Source organism: Bradyrhizobium sp. HKCCYLS3077, assembly GCF_051167555.1.
Taxonomy (GTDB): domain Bacteria; phylum Pseudomonadota; class Alphaproteobacteria; order Rhizobiales; family Xanthobacteraceae; genus Bradyrhizobium.
Genome location: NZ_JBNPTH010000012.1, coordinates 46,390 through 64,594, shown reverse-complemented (window position 1 = coordinate 64,594; position 18,205 = coordinate 46,390). Strand labels below are relative to the sequence as shown.

The following is an 18,205-nucleotide window of genomic DNA, read 5'->3' as shown; positions in this document are numbered from 1 at the left end:
GAGCGGTGGCTTGGCCTGAACGCTCATTGAGGTTGTCGATCCCGGGACATCGCGAGACGTTGAGAAATCGCCGATGTGCAGGGTTTGCGGCATTCGATCGTAGATTCGCCGCCGTTGCAGTGCTTAATCCGGCTGCCAGGACCAGGACGCCGCCAGAAGCGCCGGGCCGGGCATCCGGGCCACGGCCGGGGTGGCTTGAAATTTTGGGGCTTATCAAAGGCTTGGTGGCGCTGTTGTGTGCTCCGGGGGCCCGTTCTTGCTTGCCTAGCCCGGCGGCTTCCTTTATCCGGTGGGTCGCCTCGCAAGCGAGCGGTCCCGGCCGCGATTTGGGCTGGGCGCATGGTTGGCCAGGCTGGCCCCTCATCGGAAGCGATATCGACTGAGCCGATCGTGCTGTTTTGGATCTTGGCAGAGGAAAGAGCTGCGAATGGCTAACGTCGTCGTCGTCGGCGCCCAATGGGGCGACGAGGGGAAGGGCAAGATCGTCGATTGGCTGTCGGAGCAGGCCGACATCGTCGTGCGCTTCCAGGGCGGCCACAACGCCGGTCATACGCTGGTCATCAACGGCGCAACCTACAAGCTGGCGCTGCTGCCATCCGGCGTGCTGCGCGCCGGCAAGCTGTCGGTGATCGGCAACGGCGTCGTATTCGATCCGCAAGCCTTCCTTGACGAGGTCAGCAAGCTGCAGTCGCAGGGCCTGTCCATCAGCCCGGACAATCTGCGCGTCGCCGAGAACGTCACGCTCATTCTGCCGCTGCACCGTGAGCTCGATGCGCTGCGCGAGTCGGCGAGCGCGGCGACCGCGATCGGCACCACCCGCCGCGGCATCGGCCCGGCCTATGAGGACAAGGTCGGCCGTCGCGCGATCCGCCTGATGGACCTCGCCGATCTCGACACGCTGCCGCACAAGATCGATCGCCTGCTCGCCCACCACAATGCGCTGCGCCGCGGTCTCGGCCTCGAACTGATCGACGGCAAGATCATCCTGAACGAACTGACTGCGCTGGCGCCGAAGCTGCTGCCTTATGCGGAGACGGTGTGGCGGCTGCTCGACATCAAGCGTCGCGAGGGCAAGCGCCTGCTGTTCGAGGGCGCGCAGGGCGCGCTGCTCGACGTCGACCATGGCACCTATCCTTACGTGACCTCGTCCAACACGGTGGCGGCGCAGGCCGCGACCGGTGCCGGCCTGGGGCCGGGCGCAATCGGCTATGTGCTCGGCCTCTGCAAGGCCTACACGACCCGCGTCGGCCAGGGACCGTTTCCGACCGAGCAGGACAATGAGATCGGCCGCAAGATCGGCGAACGTGGCCGTGAATTCGGAACGAATACCGGCCGGCCGCGTCGTTGCGGCTGGTTCGATGCCGTCCTGGTCCGCCAGGCGGTCCGGACTTGCGGCATTAACGGTCTTGCGCTGACCAAGCTGGACATTCTCGACGGTTTCGACACCATCGAGGTCTGCACCGGCTACAAGCTGGACGGCAAGGAGATCGATCACTTCCCGGCCGGCGAAGGCGCCCAGGCCCGGGTCGAGCCGATCTACGAGACCATCGAAGGCTGGAAACAGCCGACGGCGAATGCGCGATCCTGGGCCGATCTTCCTGCCCAGGCCATCAAATACGTTCGGCGCATCGAGGAACTGGTGGGTTGCCCGATCGCGCTGCTTTCCACCAGCCCCGAACGCGAGGATACTATCCTGGTCCAGAATCCCTTCGAGGCGTGACGGGACCTGACAGCGAAGCGCGCGAATTGAGTTGATATGGCCGACTACTACCCGCTGATAGCCCGTGCCATTGCCGGATTGGACCCCAACGCTCCCGGCGAAAGCCGGCGCGCGCTTTACGAGCGGGCTCGCGCGGCGCTGATCGCGCAACTGCGCAGTGTTCAGCCGCCGCTCAGCGAATCCGAGATCACGCGCGAGCGGTTGTCGCTCGAAGAAGCCGTCCGCAAGGTCGAGGCCGAAGCGGCCCAGCGCGCCCGCGAAGCGCAGCGGGCCGCCAGCGGCGCGGGGCGTCCGGGAGATGCGTTGCGGCGTGCCGGGGCGCGCAATCCCGAGGCGCCTCCGGCTCCAGCGGAAAAGCCAGGTCCCGCGTCGGATCAGCCGGCGCCTGCTCCCCCCCGGCCGCGGCCGGCAGCGGCACCCGCGCCGGCCCGGGCGGAGCGCCCGCCGCTCGGCGGCGAACCCCTCGAGCCGCGGCCGCCGCGCAATCCGCGTCCGGATGCCCCGCCGCCTGTCGCCGGCGCGCCGGCTGCTCCGCCGCGGTCGCAGCCGCCCCAGACGCCTCCGCAGGATGCACCGCCTCCCGTGCGTGAGCGCCCGGCCGCGCCCCGTCGTGGCGCCCAGGACAACGGCAATCCGGCAGCCCCAGCCGCGATGCGCGGCTTTCGCGATATCACCGCCGATGTCGACGATCTCGGCAAGGCCACGGCGCAAGCCAACCGGGCCGCCCGGAAGACCTACGCCAACGTGCCGGCCACGGATCTCGACCGGCTCGAGGACGATGACGATCGGCCGCCGCTGCCCGAGCCGGCGTACTCCTATGACGAGTCGGTGCAGGAAGCGGAGCGTTACGCGCTGCCGGCCACCTCGACCCGCCAGCGCGGCGGTCCGGCCGAGCGCGAGGCCAAGAAGAAGCCGGAGCGCAGCGGCTCGACCTTCCCGTTCAAGGCCGCGATCGCGGCCGGCATCGTGCTGATCCTGGTCGGCGCCGGAATTCTGTGGGGCCGGCCGCTGGTCGGCGTCGTCTCGGGTCTGTTCAAGTCGAACGCGACTGTCGAGGCGCCGAAGGACAATGGCGCGCCGCTGAGCAAGCCGAAGATCACCGACCGCGTCGGCCAGGCGCCGTCGTCCGATCAGATCGCGCCGGTCGCCCAGCGCGTGGTGCTCTATGACGAGGACCCCGCCGATCCCAAGGGCAAGCAGTATATCGGCTCGGTGGTCTGGCGGACGGAGCAGATCAAGGCGAGCGGCACGCAGAAGGCGGACATCGCCGTGCGCGCCGACATCGAGATTCCTGATCGCAAGTTCAAGATGACGATGTCGTTCCGCCGCAACACCGATACGTCGCTGCCGGCGAGCCACACCGCCGAGCTGACCTTCATCCTGCCGCAGGACTTCTCCGGCGGCGGCGTCGGCAACGTGCCGGGCATCCTGATGAAGTCCAACGAGCAGTCGCGCGGCACGCCGCTGGCGGGTCTTGCGGTGAAGGTCACCGACGGCTTCTTCCTGGTTGGCCTCTCAAATGTCGATGCCGACCGGACCCGCAACGTGCAGCTCCTGAAGGAGCGCTCCTGGTTCGACGTCCCGCTGGTCTACAGCAACCAGCGCCGGGCGATCATCGCCATCGAGAAGGGAGCTCCGGGCGAGCGCGCCTTCAACGATGCTTTCGCAGCGTGGGGTGACTGACCGGGCGGCAATCGCCTCGCGCGCTCGACGGAGCGGCGGGGCAGGAGGTTGGGCATGAAGCGATATCTGATCTTCGTTGCCGTGGGCCCGGCGCTGGGCGGCTTCGCGCTGCTGCTCGTCACCACCTATTTGTCCGGCTATTGGACCGACACCAGCGCCGGCGAGGTGGCCAAGCTGTTCAAGGTCTTTGTCACCTCGCTGCAATACAGCTATCTGTTCGGCTTCCTGCCCGCGCTGATGATGTGCGCGATCGACGACATCCTGTTCCATGTCCGGCGGATACCGTCGACGGCCCGCATGCTGATCGTGGGCGGCGTCGGCTTTCTGCTCGCCGGCTTCAACTATGCCTCGCATGGCTCCGACTATGGTGCCCTGCAGTGGATTCTCTACGGGCTCGTTGGCTTCATTCCGGCGACGGTGTCGTCCTGGCTGGTGCACAGATTCGTCGATGAAACCCCGCCCGGCACTCCGGCGGCGCAGCCGAGCGAGCACGGCGCGTGACGGCGTGACGCAACTTGCGCCGCGGTGCCGCGTTTCTATGTGATGGGCATGCAAGACCAGGTCTCCCCCTCCCGCCGCGCTTCCGGACGCGCTTCCCAGGCGAATTTCAGCGCCAAGGAGGCGCGTGGGCCGATCATCGACCAGGACGGGCGGGAGATCCCGCAAGGCGGGCAGTTCCAGTCCTCGTTTAACGGCGCTTTCGCCGGCCCCGGCGGCGTCCGCTTCGACTTCCAGGGTGCCAACCCGTTCGGCAACCTCACGCGAGAGCAGCGCATCGCCCGGCTCGAGGCCGTCGCCAAGCTGCTCGACGTCGCCTTCGTCGTGCCTGGCACCAACATCCGCTACGGCATCGACGGCATCATCGGCCTGATCCCGGTGGTCGGCGACCTCATCGCCACCGCGCTGTCGCTGTGGCTGGTGCGCGAGGCCCGTGCCCTCGGCGCGCCCTGGCATGTCATCACCCGCATGCTCGGCAATGTCGCCGTCGAGGGCGTGATCGGCATGGTCCCGGTGGCCGGCGACGCGTTCGACGTGCTGTTCCGCGCCAACATGCGCAACGCCAAGATCCTGCGGCGGTGGTTGGATACCCAGCCGCGGTGAGCCCCGGCAAAAGCGATTAAAAGCACCTCCAGAAAAAAACTGCCCCGCACTGGGCGGGGCAGGGTGTCGTCGGATGGTTGGGCTGCCGTCAGGCCGCATCGGCGTCGGGCGCCTTCTCCTCGACGGCCCGGCGTGGCAACGGGAACGCCTCGCTTTCATACAGGGTGCGGATGCCGTTCTGGTCGAACCGGGCCTCCTCGACCTGCAGATAGGCGCCGTTGAGCGAATCCGCCGGCAACTCCTCCATGGCGAAGCGCACGGCCTCGGCCGCGGTGCCGAACCGCCGATAGGCGAAGCCCGCCCGCTTCTTCTTGCGAATGGCGGCGGGGAACAGTTCGGCAGAGGTGTTGAAGTTGAACGGACGCAGTGGACGCATGGTCTGAGACCTCTTCTTGTCGGCTAAGAGCGCTGACGCGAGCTTTCGAACGATCAAGCTTGGCAATGACGCCAGCGATTGCGGGTGTGGAGGGCGGTATCTTTGCCGCTCCAGGCGGCCCAGCCCTGCATGTCAGTTACAGCCCCTAATATAGGCCGATTTGACAGAAATGCGAATCCTGCCGGCTCACATCGTAAATCCGGCCTGCCCGCAGCTCTCTCGGAATATCCTCTTTTTTCAATAACTTAATTGCTCTGCAACTTGTGAATGCAAGAGAGCTCCATGCGTCCAGCGAAAATCTGGGCTGTTGTGGCCGATTTCGGTCCCGCGGGACCCCCCAACCGGGGGCTGCCAGCCCCCGGATACCGTCAATGCAACGGCACCGAAGGGCCGGCTCGCGATGTCAGCGCGGCTTCAGCTTCAGGGCCGCCGAGTTGATGCAATAGCGCAGGCCGGTCGGCCCCGGACCATCGGGGAACACGTGGCCGAGATGGCCCGAGCATTTCGAGCACAGCACCTCGGTGCGGACCATGCCGTGGGTATAGTCCGTCTCCTCGTCGATATGGCTCTCTGCCGCCGGCTGGGTGAAGCTCGGCCAGCCGCAGCCGGAATCGAACTTGGCATCGGATTCGAACAGCGTCTGCCCACAGCCGGCGCAGACATAGGTTCCGGTGCGATGCTCATGCTCGTATTCGCCCGAGAACGGCCGCTCGGTCGCCTTCTCGCGCAGCACGGCGTACTGCATCGGCGTGAGCTCGCGGCGCCACTCCGCCTCGCTCTTGACGACCTTGTCGGTCGTCCGCGGGTCACTCGTCTTCGTGTCGCTCATCCTCTTGATCCTCCGGCGGACCCGTGCGGTCCGCCCCTGTCATTGCGCTGGTCGGGCTGTTGCCAGGCCTCAGTTCGTCGCCTCGGCTCGTCGCCTCAGTTCGTGGCCTTGGCGTCCCTGACAAGCGTCGGCTTGTCGATATAGTTCTCGGCGAAGATCTTCTTCAGATTGTCGATCTTCGGCAGGTCGTTGTAGGCAATATAGGGTTGGTTCGGGTGCAGCGTCAGGTAGTCCTGGTGATAGTCCTCGGCCGGGTAGAACGCCTCGAGCTTGCCGACCTTGGTGACGATCGGCTTGCCGAACACCTTGGCCTTGTCGAGCTGGGCGATATAGGCCTCCGCCACCTTCTTCTGCGCGTCCGAGGTCGTGAAGATCGCCGAGCGATATTGCGGGCCGGTGTCCGGACCCTGCCGGTTCAACTGGGTCGGATCGTGCACGACCGAGAAGAAGATCTGCAGGATCTTGCCGTAGGAGACTTTCTTCGGGTCGAACTTGATCTGGACGGACTCGGCATGGCCGGTGCTGCCGGTCGACACCATCCGGTAGTCGGCCGTGGCCTTGGTGCCGCCGGCATAGCCGGAGACCGCGCTGACGACGCCCGCGGTGTGCTGATAGACGCCCTGGACGCCCCAGAAGCAGCCGCCGGCGATGACCGCGGTCTCGATCCCATCAGCGGCCGGCTGATCCTGCGTCGGCGGCGGGATCACGACCGCCTCTTCGGCGGCGTGCAGCGGCTGCCACGCCACGATACCGGCCACCGCGAGGGCGCCGAGCACGGCTGTCTTGACGAAATGGGAGCGGGTGAGGCGCATCTGTCGGATCCTCGCTTTGGTGATTGTCTCATGTCGCCGGCCGGAACAGTGGCCCGGTCCGGCCTCTGTCGCAAGATACGTCGGCGGCCTGCGGGCGTTACAAAGGCAGCCACACGACTGCGTGAACGATGCGCCGGCGGATCTGGATGGGTCCCTTGGGCCTTTCCTTGGGCCTTTCTCGTCGCCGCGCTGGTCTCGGCCGAACCGCGGCGATATTCGTTCGACACATGATCGACCCCGCCCGTCACGCGAGATCAGTCCCGGACATGCCGCGCCTCCTGCTGTCGTTCCTCCTGCTGATCGCAACCCATGTCGCCGGCCTTGCCGGCCCCCTGCTGAGCGACGACCTCGCGGTCTGTCGCAGCCGTCAAGGCGAGTTGCCGGCTCGCGCGGAAGCCTGCGAACGGCTGCTCGACGGCGGCAACCTGACCGGCAAGGACCTTGCCCTGGCGCTCGACATTCGCGGCCTCGTCGCGCTCAACAAGCGGCAGGACGACAAGGCGATCGAGGCGCTGACGGCCGCCATCGCCGCCGATCCGGACAATGTCGCCATTCTCAACCGGCGCGGCTACGTCTATGAGCGCAAGGGCAAGGACGAGCTGGCGCTGGCCGATTACGATGCGGCCGTGCAGAAGCGGCCGACCTTCGGGATCGCCTTCAACAATCGCGGCACCATTCATCTGCGCCGCGGTGCGTTGCAAAGCGCGCTCGACGATTTCAACGCGGCCATCCGTGCCGTGCCGACGCTCTATCTCGGCCATGTCAATCGCGGCCGGGTGCGCGCCCTGATGGGCGACTATGACGGGGCGCTTGCAGATCTCGACCAGGCCGAGAAGATCGATGCGGCCGCGCCGCTGACGGCGATCTACCGCAGCGAGACGCTGTCGATGATGGGGCGCAGCGATGAGGCGATCGCAGGCTGGAGCGGCATCATCGAACGATCGCCGAAACATCAGTTTGCCATGGTCGGTCGTGCCGACGCCTATCTGCGCAAGGGCGATCTCGATGCCGCGCTGAAGGATCTCAACGCGGTCCTGGCCATGAATCCGAACAACGTCCACGCCCATGCCAGCCGCGGCCAGCTGTTCGAGAAGCGCGGCAACCTCGCCCAGGCGCGCGCCGATTATCGTGCGGCCGCCTTCGCGCTCACCACCTACGATCCGTTCGATGTCGCCCGGGCGCGCAAGCTTGCCCAGGAGCGGCTCGCGTCGCTGACGCCCCAGACCGCGGGCGCCGCGTCCAACACGCGCCGTGTCGCGCTGGTGATCGGCAATGGCGGCTACAAGTCCGTGCATCCCCTGCCGAACCCGCCGCGCGACGCCAAACTGATCGCGGATACGTTGCGCAATACGGGCTTCCAGTCGGTGACGCTGCTGAATGATCTCTCCCGCGACAGGTTCTTCGAGGCGCTGCGCAACTTCGAAGCCGAGGCCGAGAAGGCGGACTGGGCCGTGATCTACTACGCCGGGCACGGCTTCGAGATCGGCGGCGTCAACTATCTCGTGCCTGTCGATGCCCGGCTCGTCGCCGACAAGGACGCCGAGACGGAAGCCGTCGCGCTCGAGCAGGTGCTGGGCGCGGTCGGCGCCGCGCGCAAGCTGCGCCTGGTCATCCTCGATGCCTGCCGCGACAATCCGTTCGCGCCGGGCATGAAGCAGACCCTGGCGCTGAAGCTGGTCGACAAGGGCTTCTCCAACATCGAACCGGGCGCCGGCATGATGGTGGTCTATGCCGCCAAGCACGGCGCCACCGCGCTCGACGGCGATACCGGCAACAGCCCGTTCGCGACCGCGCTCGCCCGCACCATCAAGGAGCCGCGCCTCGAGGTGCGCAAGCTGTTCGACATCGTCCGTGACGATGTCTGGGCCGCCACCAAGCAGCGCCAGCAGCCCTTCACCTACGGCTCGCCGCCGGGACGAGAGGATTTTTTCTTTGTGGCGGCGAAGTGAGCGCGGTGCGGGTTGCGTGCATCGTATCGGTCGCGAATGGGACGCGTGATGTCTGCGCCACCTTCCGTCGTCCCGGGCTTGACCCGGGACCCATACGCCGCGGCGGGCGTGGTGGAAACGAGATGGCCGCCATTTGCGCGTCAAATCACGGTCGGTGGTTATAGGTCCCGGCGTTCGCCGGGACGACACTGTTAGTTGTAGCGCGACCTCACCAGACATGACTGTTTCAGACATAACGACTCGTTCTCGCGGCCTGCTCGGCCCGAGTGATGCTCGATCCTTGTCCCTCCTGAATCGGAGGGCGCAGGGAAGGCCGGGTGCCGACCGACACCCATGGTCCGCGTGCAACACATAAGCACGCGGCAGAACCACAGGTTCAGCCGGATCATCCCGGCCTTCCCTGCGCGATGGTGTTAACGCTTATACGTGCTCTCCCCGGGGACCGGCTGTCTTGCCCCCGTCGCGCGCGGATCATCACCGCCCGTTTGGCCTCAGCGTCGGGAGGCCAGGACCACACGCTTTCGCCGTCCGCGCCATGCTGTTCGTCCGCAGGTCGAGACCCGCTGCAACACGTCGCGTCCATCGCTCCCCAGCCCAACGTTCGTGACGATCGCGAAGCGCCCCTCCTGGCGGGCCGGGATACGCCAGAAGGTGCCAGTGATTTGCCCGACGACACAAGGCCCGTCGGGTTGCGACAAAGTAACCCGACGGGCAACGGGGGGCGCTCATCAGCTATCGTCGCGCCGACGCGCGCGACATGCAGGAGAGAAACCGTCCACTTGGCTGCTACGGCTTCATCGCCGTTGCGCCCGGCACGCGGAACAGATCGATCAGCTGCTTCGATTGGCGCGGATAGGCATCGAACAACTGAAAGTCCAGATCCTTCGAGCCTGCGAACTTGCCGTGGCAGTTGATGCAGCCGTTCGGCTGCTGCGGGGTCTGGAGATAGGTCTCCAGCGTGGTGTTGGCGAGGAAGGGCGGCTGGCTCGGCATGCCGATCGGCACGCCCTTGCCGGCCCATTGCGCATTGACCAGCCGGTAGTACTGCCAGACATTGTCCGACCGCAGCGTCTTCAGCGCCGTCTGATAGAGCGTCGTCTTCTGCGCCGCGACGTCGTCGAGCGGGATCACGCGCATCACCTGGGTCGGCGTCGTCGAGCCCTTGGCCGGCGGCTGATTGACCTTGCAGTCGGTGCAGCTCAGATTGAAGAAATTGTACTTGGCGCCCGTCGGGATCGGCTGGTTCTGCGTCGGCGCGTTGTCGACCTGCTCGAACGTCGCCCATAGCCATTGCGGCAATTGGTCGGTCTTGATGACGATGTGCAGGCCGACGAGCCCGAGCTTCCTGACGTCGCAGCGCTTGGTGTCGGGATCGAACACCAGCGCGTCGGTGGTGTAGAAGCGGGTCGCGTCGTCAGGCTGTTTGCTGCCGGGGCCGCCGATCACCTTCCACGCCGCCTTGACCTTCACGGTCGCTGCACGGTCCGTGGTGTTGGAGGATGCCGGAAACGCGATCTTGGCGCCGCTCTGGTTGCGGCTGTCGTAGAACTTGTTGGTCACTACGTAGTCGTAATAGACGCGGTTGAGCTTGACCTCGTACCAGACGTTCTGGCCATTCTGGTCGACGAGGCGGTTGCCGTCGGCCTGCTTGTCGCCGGCGATCAGGACATCGCTGATCTTGGCGGTGCGCACCAGCGTGCGGCGCGCCGCAGCCGGATTCTCCCTGGCCTGGATCAGGCATTGCGGAGGGACACGCTCAGCGGCGTCGAACGGCGCCGGCTTGACCGGCGGGTTGAGATAGATGTCGTCGGAATCCTTGTAGGTCTCCCACACCACCGGTCCGGTCGGCATCGTCTTGGGGCCGCCCTCGGTCCTGTAGGTGAAGCCGCCGATCACGTTCTCGCGGTCGGGCACGCCGCGCTCGACGATCGGGTTCGGCGCCGGCCAGTTGAGCGCGATGAAGGAATCCCAGGCCATGTTGTCGACATAGACCTGCAGGCCGATGGCGCCGACATTCTGGGTCACGATATCGGCCGGAATGTCCGGGCTGAACACGTAGTAGGGCGGCGTGAACTGGCGGCCGTTGACCGTGGGCCCGGCCGCCATGTCGGTTTGTTGAGCCTGGGCGACCGCGCTGGGCAGCAAGACCAATGCGGTCCATGCAATGAGCTTTTGTCTCAAATTGACCTCCATCGACGGGAGCTTCGTGAATCAACCTATAGGTTAATATCATAAAATAATCGCGCAAAAGATGATCTGGTTCACATTTGCTCGCATCCTTTCCGCGCGTGCCCCTTGGTGCCCGGGCTGGACAGCAGCGGTCGTGACGATGCGATGTGATCGGCCGCCAGCGCGCAGCGCCATGACGGTCGCGACGGCGAATGGCCGTCGGATCGCGCAGTCGTGATTGGGGAGCTGCTTTCGCCCGCCTACATCATCCTTAGCGCGCTGGTGCGCAGCAGGGGGAGCCTCATCATGATCGCATCCAGGAGCCTGGCGGCCGCGCTGCTGATGTCGGCATTGACAGCCAGCGCGGCGTCCGCGCAATTCTCCGAGCCGGCGGCCTATGAGGCCATGCATCCCGACCGCGACGTGCTCAATGGCGGCGCGCTGACGCCGGCGGGGCAGGCGGAGCTCGCCCGCCGTGGCGCGTCCGCTTTTCCGAATGCAAATGCGGCGGTCCCGCCGGCCGATCCCGTGAGGCCGCCTCGGCGCCATCGGCGCTGAGTGCGGCGAATGCGACGAGTGATTAAGTAGCGTCGGCAAAGCAGCCGCTGTCAGGCGGCAGCGTGCCCACCGTCGGGCGGCGTTCGCGGCGAGACCGTGAGCACGGCGCCATCACGATCGTGCGCGTCGAAAGGGCAGTGGCGCGCCTTTGTCCACCCTACACGACTGCGGCTTCGCATCAGCTCGCATGCTCCTCGCGCTCGTGAATCACGCTGGCGCGGCCGACGATGAGGTCGTCGACATGGCCGATGCGCGAGACGTCCTTGCCGGCATAGGGCAGGGAGTGCAGCACGCAGCGCATCGCGTTCAGCCGCGCGCGCTTCTTGTCGTCGGACTTGATCACTGTCCACGGGCAGTCGGCGGTGTCGGTGGAGAAGAACATCGCCTCCTTGGCGCGGGTGTAGTCGTCCCATTTGTCGAGCGAGGCGGTGTCGATCGGCGACAGCTTCCACTGCTTCAGCGGATGCGCCTCGCGCTCCTTGAAGCGCCGGCGCTGCTCCTCGCGGCTGACCGAGAACCAGAACTTGATGAGATGCATGCCGCTACGCACCAGGTTACGCTCGAACTCCGGCACCTGGCGCAGGAACTCGTCATATTCGGCCTGCGAGCAGAAGCCCATCACGCGCTCGACGCCGGCGCGGTTGTACCAGGAGCGGTCGAACAGCACGATCTCGCCGGCTGTCGGCAGGTGCTCGACATAACGCTGGAAGTACCATTGGCCGCGCTCGACATCGCTCGGCTTGTCCAAGGCGACGACGCGCGCGCCGCGCGGGTTGAGATGCTCCATGAAGCGCTTGATCGTGCCGCCCTTGCCGGCGGCGTCGCGGCCCTCGAACAGCAGCACCAGGCGCTGGCGGGCGTCCTTCATCCAGTTCTGCAGCTTGAGCAGCTCCGTTTGCAGGATGAACTTCTGCTCCTCATAGTCCTTGCGGTACATGCGGTATTTGTAGGGGTAGCCGCCCTGGCGCCAATTGTCGGCGAGTTCGTCGGAGGTGTGACGCTTGTCGCGCTTGGCCTTGCCGTCGATCAGCGCCTTCATCAGCTTGGCGTCGTCGGGCGCGGCGCCGTCGAGCATGGCCTTGATTGGCGCGCTATCGGCATCGAGCGCCGGCGGCCCGTTGAGCACGCTCTCGAAGGCCGACAGCGACGTGATCTGCGCCGCCTGCATCGACTCGTCGACCAGCGACTGCGCGACCGGATCGAGCTTCGCGGCGGATTGTCGGCGGGCCACATGCGCCGTGGCACTGGCGCGCCTGGTGCGCTGCCCGTTGGTAGCCTTGCCCTTGGTCGTGTTCTTGGCCATGCGACTCCGCCCCGCCTGTTGGTGATGTACAGACATGTGAATCGTTTTTTATCCGCCAAGCGTGCTGCGGCAGGTTGACCTGGATCAATGGGTCGCGGGAACAAGGCAGGGCGATACCGTTCTCGGTTAAATTCGTCTTGAGCCAAGACCGCCGTCATTCCCAGGGCTATCGCATCTGGGTAGGACGTCGCGACGAGCGAACAAGCAAGTTAGTGACTCGGTCATGCCCGGGCTTGTCCCGCCTGCGCGGCCGTAGCCGCTTCGGCGCGGCGAAGGCCCGGGCATTCACGTGGTTCTCAGCATGCCGAACGACGTGGATGGCCGGGACAAGCCCGGCCATGACGACGTTGTGAGAGGCAAGAACAAAACTGCGGTCGCCCTATGCAATTGTCCTGCTGTCATTCGGGGGCAAGGCCGTAGGCCTTGAACCCGCAATCTCGAGATTGTCTTGCGTTCTTTGCTAACAAGCTCGGGATTCCGGGTTCAATCGTCAGAGCGCGATCGCGCTCTGACGATTGCCCCGGAATGACGATAGGTGCTGCCTGCGAGGGCGCAACGGGCTCACACCACGATGCTCAGCCGCTTCGCGGCCCGCGTGATGCCGGTGTAGAGCCAGCGTGCGCGGGCTTCCTGGAACGCAAAGCTCTCGTCGAACAGCACGACGTCGTCCCATTGCGAGCCCTGCGACTTGTGCACGGTCAGCACATAGCCGTAGTCGAACTCGTCATAGGGCTTGCGCTGCTCCCAGGGGATGTCCTCGATGCCGCCGGCGAAGCACTCGCCGCGCACCGAGACCTTGGTGACCTTGCGGCCGAAATCCTCGTCGGGCGCGACGCGCATGGTCACGATCTTGGACTTCGAGGTCGCGCGTGACTTCACCCGCCACAGTCCGCCATTGAACAGGCCCTTCTTGCGGTTGTTGCGCAGGCAGACCAGCTTGTCGCCGGCCACCGGCAGCGCGTCCTCGATGTCCAGGCGCTGGCGAAAGCGGTTGTTGTAGGCGCGGCGGGTCGCGTTGCGGCCGACCAGCACCTGGTCGGCCTCCATCACGCGCGACGGATCGAGTTCGCGGCGCTCCACCACCTCGCTCTCGCCATAGCGGCCGACATCGAGCGTATTGCCCTCGCGCACGTCCATCGACATCCGCACGATCGGATCGTCCTGCGCCTGGCGATGCACCTCGGTCAGCATCACGTCCGGCTCGCTGTCGGTGAAGAAGCCGCCGCCCTTGACCGGCGGCAGCTGGGCGGGATCGCCGAGCACCAGCAGCGGACAGTCGAACGAGAGCAGGTCGCGGCCGAGATCGGCGTCGACCATCGAGCATTCGTCGATGATGATCAGCTTGGCCTTGGACGCCGGCGCGTCGTCCCACAATTCGAAGTTCGGCTGCTCCTCGCCGCTCTCCTGGGCGCGGTAGATCAGCGAGTGGATGGTGGAGGCGTTGTCGCAGCCCTTGCTGCGCATGACGAGCGCCGCCTTGCCGGTGAACGCCGCGAACTTGACCTCGCCATCGACCCCCTCGGCGATGTGGCGGGCGAGCGTGGTCTTGCCGGTGCCGGCATAGCCGAACAGCCGGAACACCTGCGGCGTGCCGTTCCGGCCGGGCTTGTCCTTCAGCCAGTCGCTGACGGCCTTGAGGGCGGAATCCTGATGCGGGGAGAAGGTGGTCATGGCTCACAGGGAAGGAGCCGCGGGGCGACTCGGGACATTCCGTGAACCTAAGGGCTGTTTCGGCGAGATCAAGCTGGAATGGGTGCAAGAGCTACTCTGACGAGACAACCAGCCAGGTGCCCGAGGGACGGTGCGCTCCCCTCCCCCTTGCGGGGAGGGGTCGGGGGTGGGGGTCCACTCCGGCAGTCTTTGCTGAGACCCCCACCCCCAACCCCTCCCCGCAAGGGGGAGGGGAGCCGACCGGTCGCGTAGTGACAGCATCGGACAGCTTCGAGATGGAGGAAAGTGGAAGAGGCAGACGACGGTGCGCTCCCTCTCCCCGTTCTTCACGGGGAGAGGGTGGGGTGAGGGGCAGCCGCACGGGAAGTGTCTCGACGGGACGCAGTAAGAACCCTACTGCCAGCCGGGCACACCCCTCATGTCCGGCAGGTGGTGCGCGATGCCCTTGTGGCAGTCGATGCAGGTTTTTTCGCCGGTGAAGAGGAAGCGCTGGTGGGCCTCCACGGCGCGCGGCGACTGCTTGGTGATGTCCATCGACTGCGCGCTGTGGCAGTTGCGGCACTCAAGAGAATCATTCGTCTTGAACCGCGCCCATTCATGCAGCGCCAGCTCCAGCCTGCGATCGCTGAACTTCTCGCGGGTGTCGATCGAGCCGAACAGGTGGCCCCAGACCTCCTTCGAGGCCTGCATCTTGCGCGCGATCTTGTCGGTCCAATTGTGCGGCACGTGGCAGTCCGGGCAGGAGGCCCGCACGCCGGAGCGGTTGGAGAAGTGCACGGTCGTCTTCAGCTCGGCGAACACGTTGTCTTTCATCTCGTGACAGCCGGTGCAGAATTTCTCCGTGTTGGTGATTTCCAGCGCGGTGTTGAAGCCGCCCCAGAAGATCACGCCGGCGACGAAGCCGGCGAGCACCAGCACGCCGAGCCCGAAGATCGAGCTCGGCTTGAGCAGCACGTCGATGAGGTCGAGCAGGAATTGCCAGGCGCGGCGGACGAGGCCGAGCCGTTTCTCGGGGGCCGGCGTTCCCGTCCCCTGCGGGATGTCGGCGCTGCTCATCGCCTGGCCCCGGGCTTATCGTGCGACAGCACGGTGTCGATGTCGACGAAGTCGTTGCTGACCGGGGGCGTGGCTGTGCTCTGCGGCACATGGCATTGCGTGCAGAAATAGCGCCGCGGCGACACCGAGGCGAGGAACTGGCCGTCGCGGTCCATGAAGTGGGTGATCGACAGCATCGGCGCCTTCGATTCCGCCGTGCGCGCACGCGCATGGCAGGACAGGCATTTGTTGCCCTGCATGTCGACCTGATAGCCGTCGATGGCATGCGGGATCACCGGCGGCTGCTCCGGATAGTTGCGCACCTCCTTCTCGGCGGTGTTCTTGGTCGGCTGCATCGGCGGCGCCGGGCCTTCGTCATTCAGCGGCGTGGGGCCGCGCAGCGACGACGAGACGCTCTGGGCGAGCAGGGCGCTCGAGCCAGCCGCCAGGCTGGCCGCGAGCAGCATCATGGCAAGTTTCTTGATCATCTCAGTCACACCCGCTCGATGCGCACGGCGCATTTCTTGTAGTCGGTCTGCAGCGAGATCGGATCGGTGGCGTCGAGCGTCACCTTGTTGATCAGCTTGGACTCGTCGAACCACGGCACGAACACCAGCCCGCGCGGCGGCTTGTCCCGGCCGCGCGTCTCGACGCGGGCGCGGATGAAGCCGCGCCGTGAGGCGACCTTCACTTCATCGCCGCGCCTGAGGTTGGCCTCCTGCGCGTCGTCCGGATGCATGAAGCAGACGGCCTCGGGGAACGCCTTGTAGAGCTCGGGCACGCGGCGGGTCATCGTGCCGGAATGCCAGTGCTCGACGACGCGCCCCGTCGACAGCCAGAACGGATAGTCCTTGTCGGGCGATTCCGCCGGCGGCTCGTAGGGCAGCGCGAAGATGCGGGCCTTGCCGTCCGGGAAGCCGTAGAACTGCACGCCAGTGCCGGCCTTCACGTAAGGGTCGGAGCCTTCGCGGAAACGCCAGCGCGTCTCTTTGCCGTCGACCACCGGCCAGCGCAGGCCGCGTTCCCGGTGATAGGTCTCGAACGGCGCGAGGTCGTGGCCATGGCCGCGACCGAATTCGGCGTATTCCTCGAACAGTCCCTTGTGGACGTAGAAGCCGAACGCCTTGGATTCGTCGTTGGCGTAGCCCGGCTCGATCTGATCGAGCGGAAATTTGTCGACTTGGCCGTTCTTGTAGAGCACGTCGAACAGCGTCTTGCCGCGGACGTCAGGCTTCTTGGCGATCAGCTCCTCCGGCCACACTTCCTCGATCTTGAAGCGCTTGGAGAACTCCATCAACTGCCACAGGTCAGAGCGCGCCTCGCCCGGCGCGGCGACGAGCTGGTGCCAGAACTGGGTGCGGCGCTCGGCATTGCCATAGGCGCCTTCCTTCTCGACCCACATCGCGGTCGGCAGGATGAGATCGGCGGCGAGCGCGGTGACTGAGGGATAGGCATCCGAGACGACGATGAAATTGTCGGGGTTGCGGAAGCCGGGATAGGTCTCCTCGTTGGCGTTGGGACCGGCCTGGAGATTGTTGTTGACCTGCACCCAATAGGCGTTGAGCAGGCCGTCCTTCAGCATCCGGCTCTGCAGCACGGCGTGATAGCCGGGCTTGTCGGGAATTGTGCCTTCCGGCAGTTGCCAGATGTGCTCGGCCTTGGTGCGATGCTCCTTGTTGGTGACGACCATGTCGGCCGGCAGGCGGTGCGAGAAGGTGCCGACCTCACGCGCTGTGCCGCAGGCCGAGGGCTGGCCCGTCAGCGAGAACGGGCTGTTGCCGGCCTCGGCGATTTTGCCCGTCAGCAGATGGATGTTGTAGACGAGGTTGTTGCACCAGACGCCGCGGGTGTGCTGGTTGAAGCCCATGGTCCAGAACGAGACCACCTTGGTCTTGGGATCGGCATAAAGCTCGGCCAGCGCCTGCAGCCGGTTCAACGGCACGCCGGACATCTCGGCCGCCTTCTCCAGCGTGTAGTCCGAGACGAACTTGGCATACTCGTCGAAGCTGATGTCGGTGGCGTCGTTGGCTTTGGCCGCACCCGTCGCCTTCTTCTGCAGCGGATGCTCGGGCCGCAGGCCGTAGCCAATGTCGGTCTGGCCCTTCTTGAACACGGTGTGCGCCTGGACGAAGTCCCTGTTGACGCGGCCTGTCGTGATGATGTGGTTGGCGATGGCGTTGAGGATGTAGAGGTCGGTCTGCGGCTTGAACACCATGCCGACATCGGCGAGGTCGAACGAGCGGTGCTCGAAGGTCGAGAGCACGGCGACCTTGACATGCGGCGCTGACAGCCGGCGGTCGGTGACGCGGGTCCACAGGATCGGATGCATCTCCGCCATGTTGGAGCCCCACAGCACGAACGCGTCGGTGGCCTCGATGTCGTCGTAGCAGCCGGCCGGCTCGTCGATGCCGAAGGTGCGCATCATGCCGGCGACGGCGGAGGCCATGCAGTGCCGCGCATTGGGATCGATGTTGTTGGTGCGGAAGCCGGCCTTGAACAGCTTCGACGCCGCATAGCCTTCCCAGATCGTCCACTGGCCCGAGCCGAACATGCCGACGCCGGAGGGACCGCGCTTCTTCAAGGCGTCCTTGAACTTCAGCGCCATGATGTCGAAGGCTTCGTCCCAGGACACCGGCGTGAACTCGCCGTTCTTGTCGTATTTGCCATTCGTCTTGCGCAGCATCGGATGCGTCAGGCGGTCATGGCCGTACATGATCTTGGACAGGAAGTAGCCCTTGACGCAGTTCAGCCCGCGGTTGACCTCGGCCTTGATGTCGCCATGGGTGGCGACGACGCGGTTGTCCTTGGTCGCGACCATCACGCTGCAGCCGGTGCCGCAGAAGCGGCAGGCGGCCTTGTCCCATTTCAGCTCGGTGGCCTCGCGTTCGGTGACGAGGTTCGCGGCGCGTGCGGCCACGGGCATGCCGGCGGCAGCCGCGGCAATCGCGGCGGCTTCCAGCTTCAGCATCTGGCGGCGGTCGATCTTTGGTTCGGTCATG

At 65.8% G+C, this 18,205-nt stretch carries 15 protein-coding genes; 6 read left to right on the top strand and 9 right to left on the bottom strand.

From position 1 onward, the window contains the following. Positions 1–427 precede the first annotated feature (427 nt). From ACQR0Z_RS33605 to ACQR0Z_RS33590, 4 genes are read left to right on the top strand one after another with little or no spacing between them, the layout of a single operon-like run. Positions 428–1,720: an adenylosuccinate synthase gene (locus ACQR0Z_RS33605; protein WP_434921494.1), complete on the top strand. Its 1,293-nt coding sequence runs from the start codon at positions 428–430 to the stop codon at positions 1,718–1,720. 36 nt (positions 1,721–1,756) lie between these two features. Beyond that, positions 1,757–3,403, top strand: a complete 1,647-nt coding sequence (locus tag ACQR0Z_RS33600; RefSeq protein ID WP_434921493.1) for a hypothetical protein — start codon at positions 1,757–1,759, stop codon at positions 3,401–3,403. Positions 3,404–3,457: 54 nt separating this feature from the next. Beyond that, positions 3,458–3,904 (top strand): DUF5413 family protein, encoded by a 447-nt coding sequence (locus ACQR0Z_RS33595; protein WP_434860462.1) that lies wholly within the window; start codon positions 3,458–3,460, stop codon positions 3,902–3,904. A 48-nt stretch (positions 3,905–3,952) separates the two neighbouring features. Beyond that, positions 3,953–4,504 carry a DUF4112 domain-containing protein gene (locus tag ACQR0Z_RS33590; protein WP_434921492.1) on the top strand — a complete coding sequence of 184 codons (552 nt, stop codon included), beginning with the start codon at positions 3,953–3,955 and terminating at the stop codon, positions 4,502–4,504. Between the two features lie 88 nt (positions 4,505–4,592). On the opposite strand, the gene ACQR0Z_RS33585 is transcribed toward ACQR0Z_RS33590, so the two are convergent. From ACQR0Z_RS33585 to msrA, 3 genes are all read right to left on the bottom strand, one after another. Continuing rightward, positions 4,593–4,880, bottom strand: a complete 288-nt coding sequence (locus tag ACQR0Z_RS33585; RefSeq protein ID WP_434860460.1) for a hypothetical protein — start codon at positions 4,878–4,880, stop codon at positions 4,593–4,595. Between the two features lie 403 nt (positions 4,881–5,283). Further along, positions 5,284–5,709, bottom strand: a complete 426-nt coding sequence (gene msrB, locus ACQR0Z_RS33580; RefSeq protein ID WP_434860459.1) for a peptide-methionine (R)-S-oxide reductase MsrB — start codon at positions 5,707–5,709, stop codon at positions 5,284–5,286. 95 nt (positions 5,710–5,804) lie between these two features. Next, complete coding sequence (gene msrA / locus ACQR0Z_RS33575; protein ID WP_434878904.1) at positions 5,805–6,521, bottom strand: peptide-methionine (S)-S-oxide reductase MsrA; 717 nt, start codon at positions 6,519–6,521, stop codon at positions 5,805–5,807. 266 nt (positions 6,522–6,787) lie between these two features. On the opposite strand from msrA, the gene ACQR0Z_RS33570 reads away from it, so the two are divergent. Beyond that, complete coding sequence (locus tag ACQR0Z_RS33570) at positions 6,788–8,470, top strand: caspase family protein (protein ID WP_434921491.1); 1,683 nt, start codon at positions 6,788–6,790, stop codon at positions 8,468–8,470. Between the two features lie 786 nt (positions 8,471–9,256). Here the strand turns inward: ACQR0Z_RS33570 and ACQR0Z_RS33565 are convergent. Then, entirely contained in the window at positions 9,257–10,576 is a 1,320-nt protein-coding gene (locus ACQR0Z_RS33565; RefSeq protein WP_434921490.1) for a hypothetical protein, read from the bottom strand. 369 nt (positions 10,577–10,945) lie between these two features. Here ACQR0Z_RS33565 and ACQR0Z_RS33560 point away from each other — a divergent pair, with 369 nt between their 5' ends. Then, positions 10,946–11,197 carry a hypothetical protein gene (locus ACQR0Z_RS33560; RefSeq protein ID WP_434878907.1) on the top strand — a complete coding sequence of 84 codons (252 nt, stop codon included), beginning with the start codon at positions 10,946–10,948 and terminating at the stop codon, positions 11,195–11,197. A gap of 178 nt (positions 11,198–11,375) precedes the next feature. Here ACQR0Z_RS33560 and ppk2 read toward each other — a convergent pair whose 3' ends face one another. From ppk2 to napA, 5 genes are all read right to left on the bottom strand, one after another. After that, positions 11,376–12,500, bottom strand: coding sequence for a polyphosphate kinase 2 (gene ppk2 / locus ACQR0Z_RS33555; RefSeq protein ID WP_434921489.1), 1,125 nt, complete (start codon positions 12,498–12,500; stop codon positions 11,376–11,378). A gap of 561 nt (positions 12,501–13,061) precedes the next feature. Next, the gene (locus ACQR0Z_RS33550) at positions 13,062–14,171 is read right to left on the bottom strand and encodes an ATP-dependent DNA helicase (protein ID WP_434921488.1); all 1,110 of its coding nucleotides are present in this window, start codon (positions 14,169–14,171) and stop codon (positions 13,062–13,064) included. A 393-nt stretch (positions 14,172–14,564) separates the two neighbouring features. Continuing rightward, entirely contained in the window at positions 14,565–15,227 is a 663-nt protein-coding gene (locus ACQR0Z_RS33545) for a NapC/NirT family cytochrome c (RefSeq protein WP_434921487.1), read from the bottom strand. Beyond that, entirely contained in the window at positions 15,224–15,676 is a 453-nt protein-coding gene (locus tag ACQR0Z_RS33540) for a nitrate reductase cytochrome c-type subunit (RefSeq protein ID WP_434921572.1), read from the bottom strand. The genes ACQR0Z_RS33545 and ACQR0Z_RS33540 overlap by 4 nt, the downstream gene beginning before the upstream one ends. Positions 15,677–15,699: 23 nt before the next feature. Continuing rightward, positions 15,700–18,204, bottom strand: a complete 2,505-nt coding sequence (gene napA, locus ACQR0Z_RS33535; protein WP_434921486.1) for a nitrate reductase catalytic subunit NapA — start codon at positions 18,202–18,204, stop codon at positions 15,700–15,702. Position 18,205 lies beyond the last annotated feature (1 nt).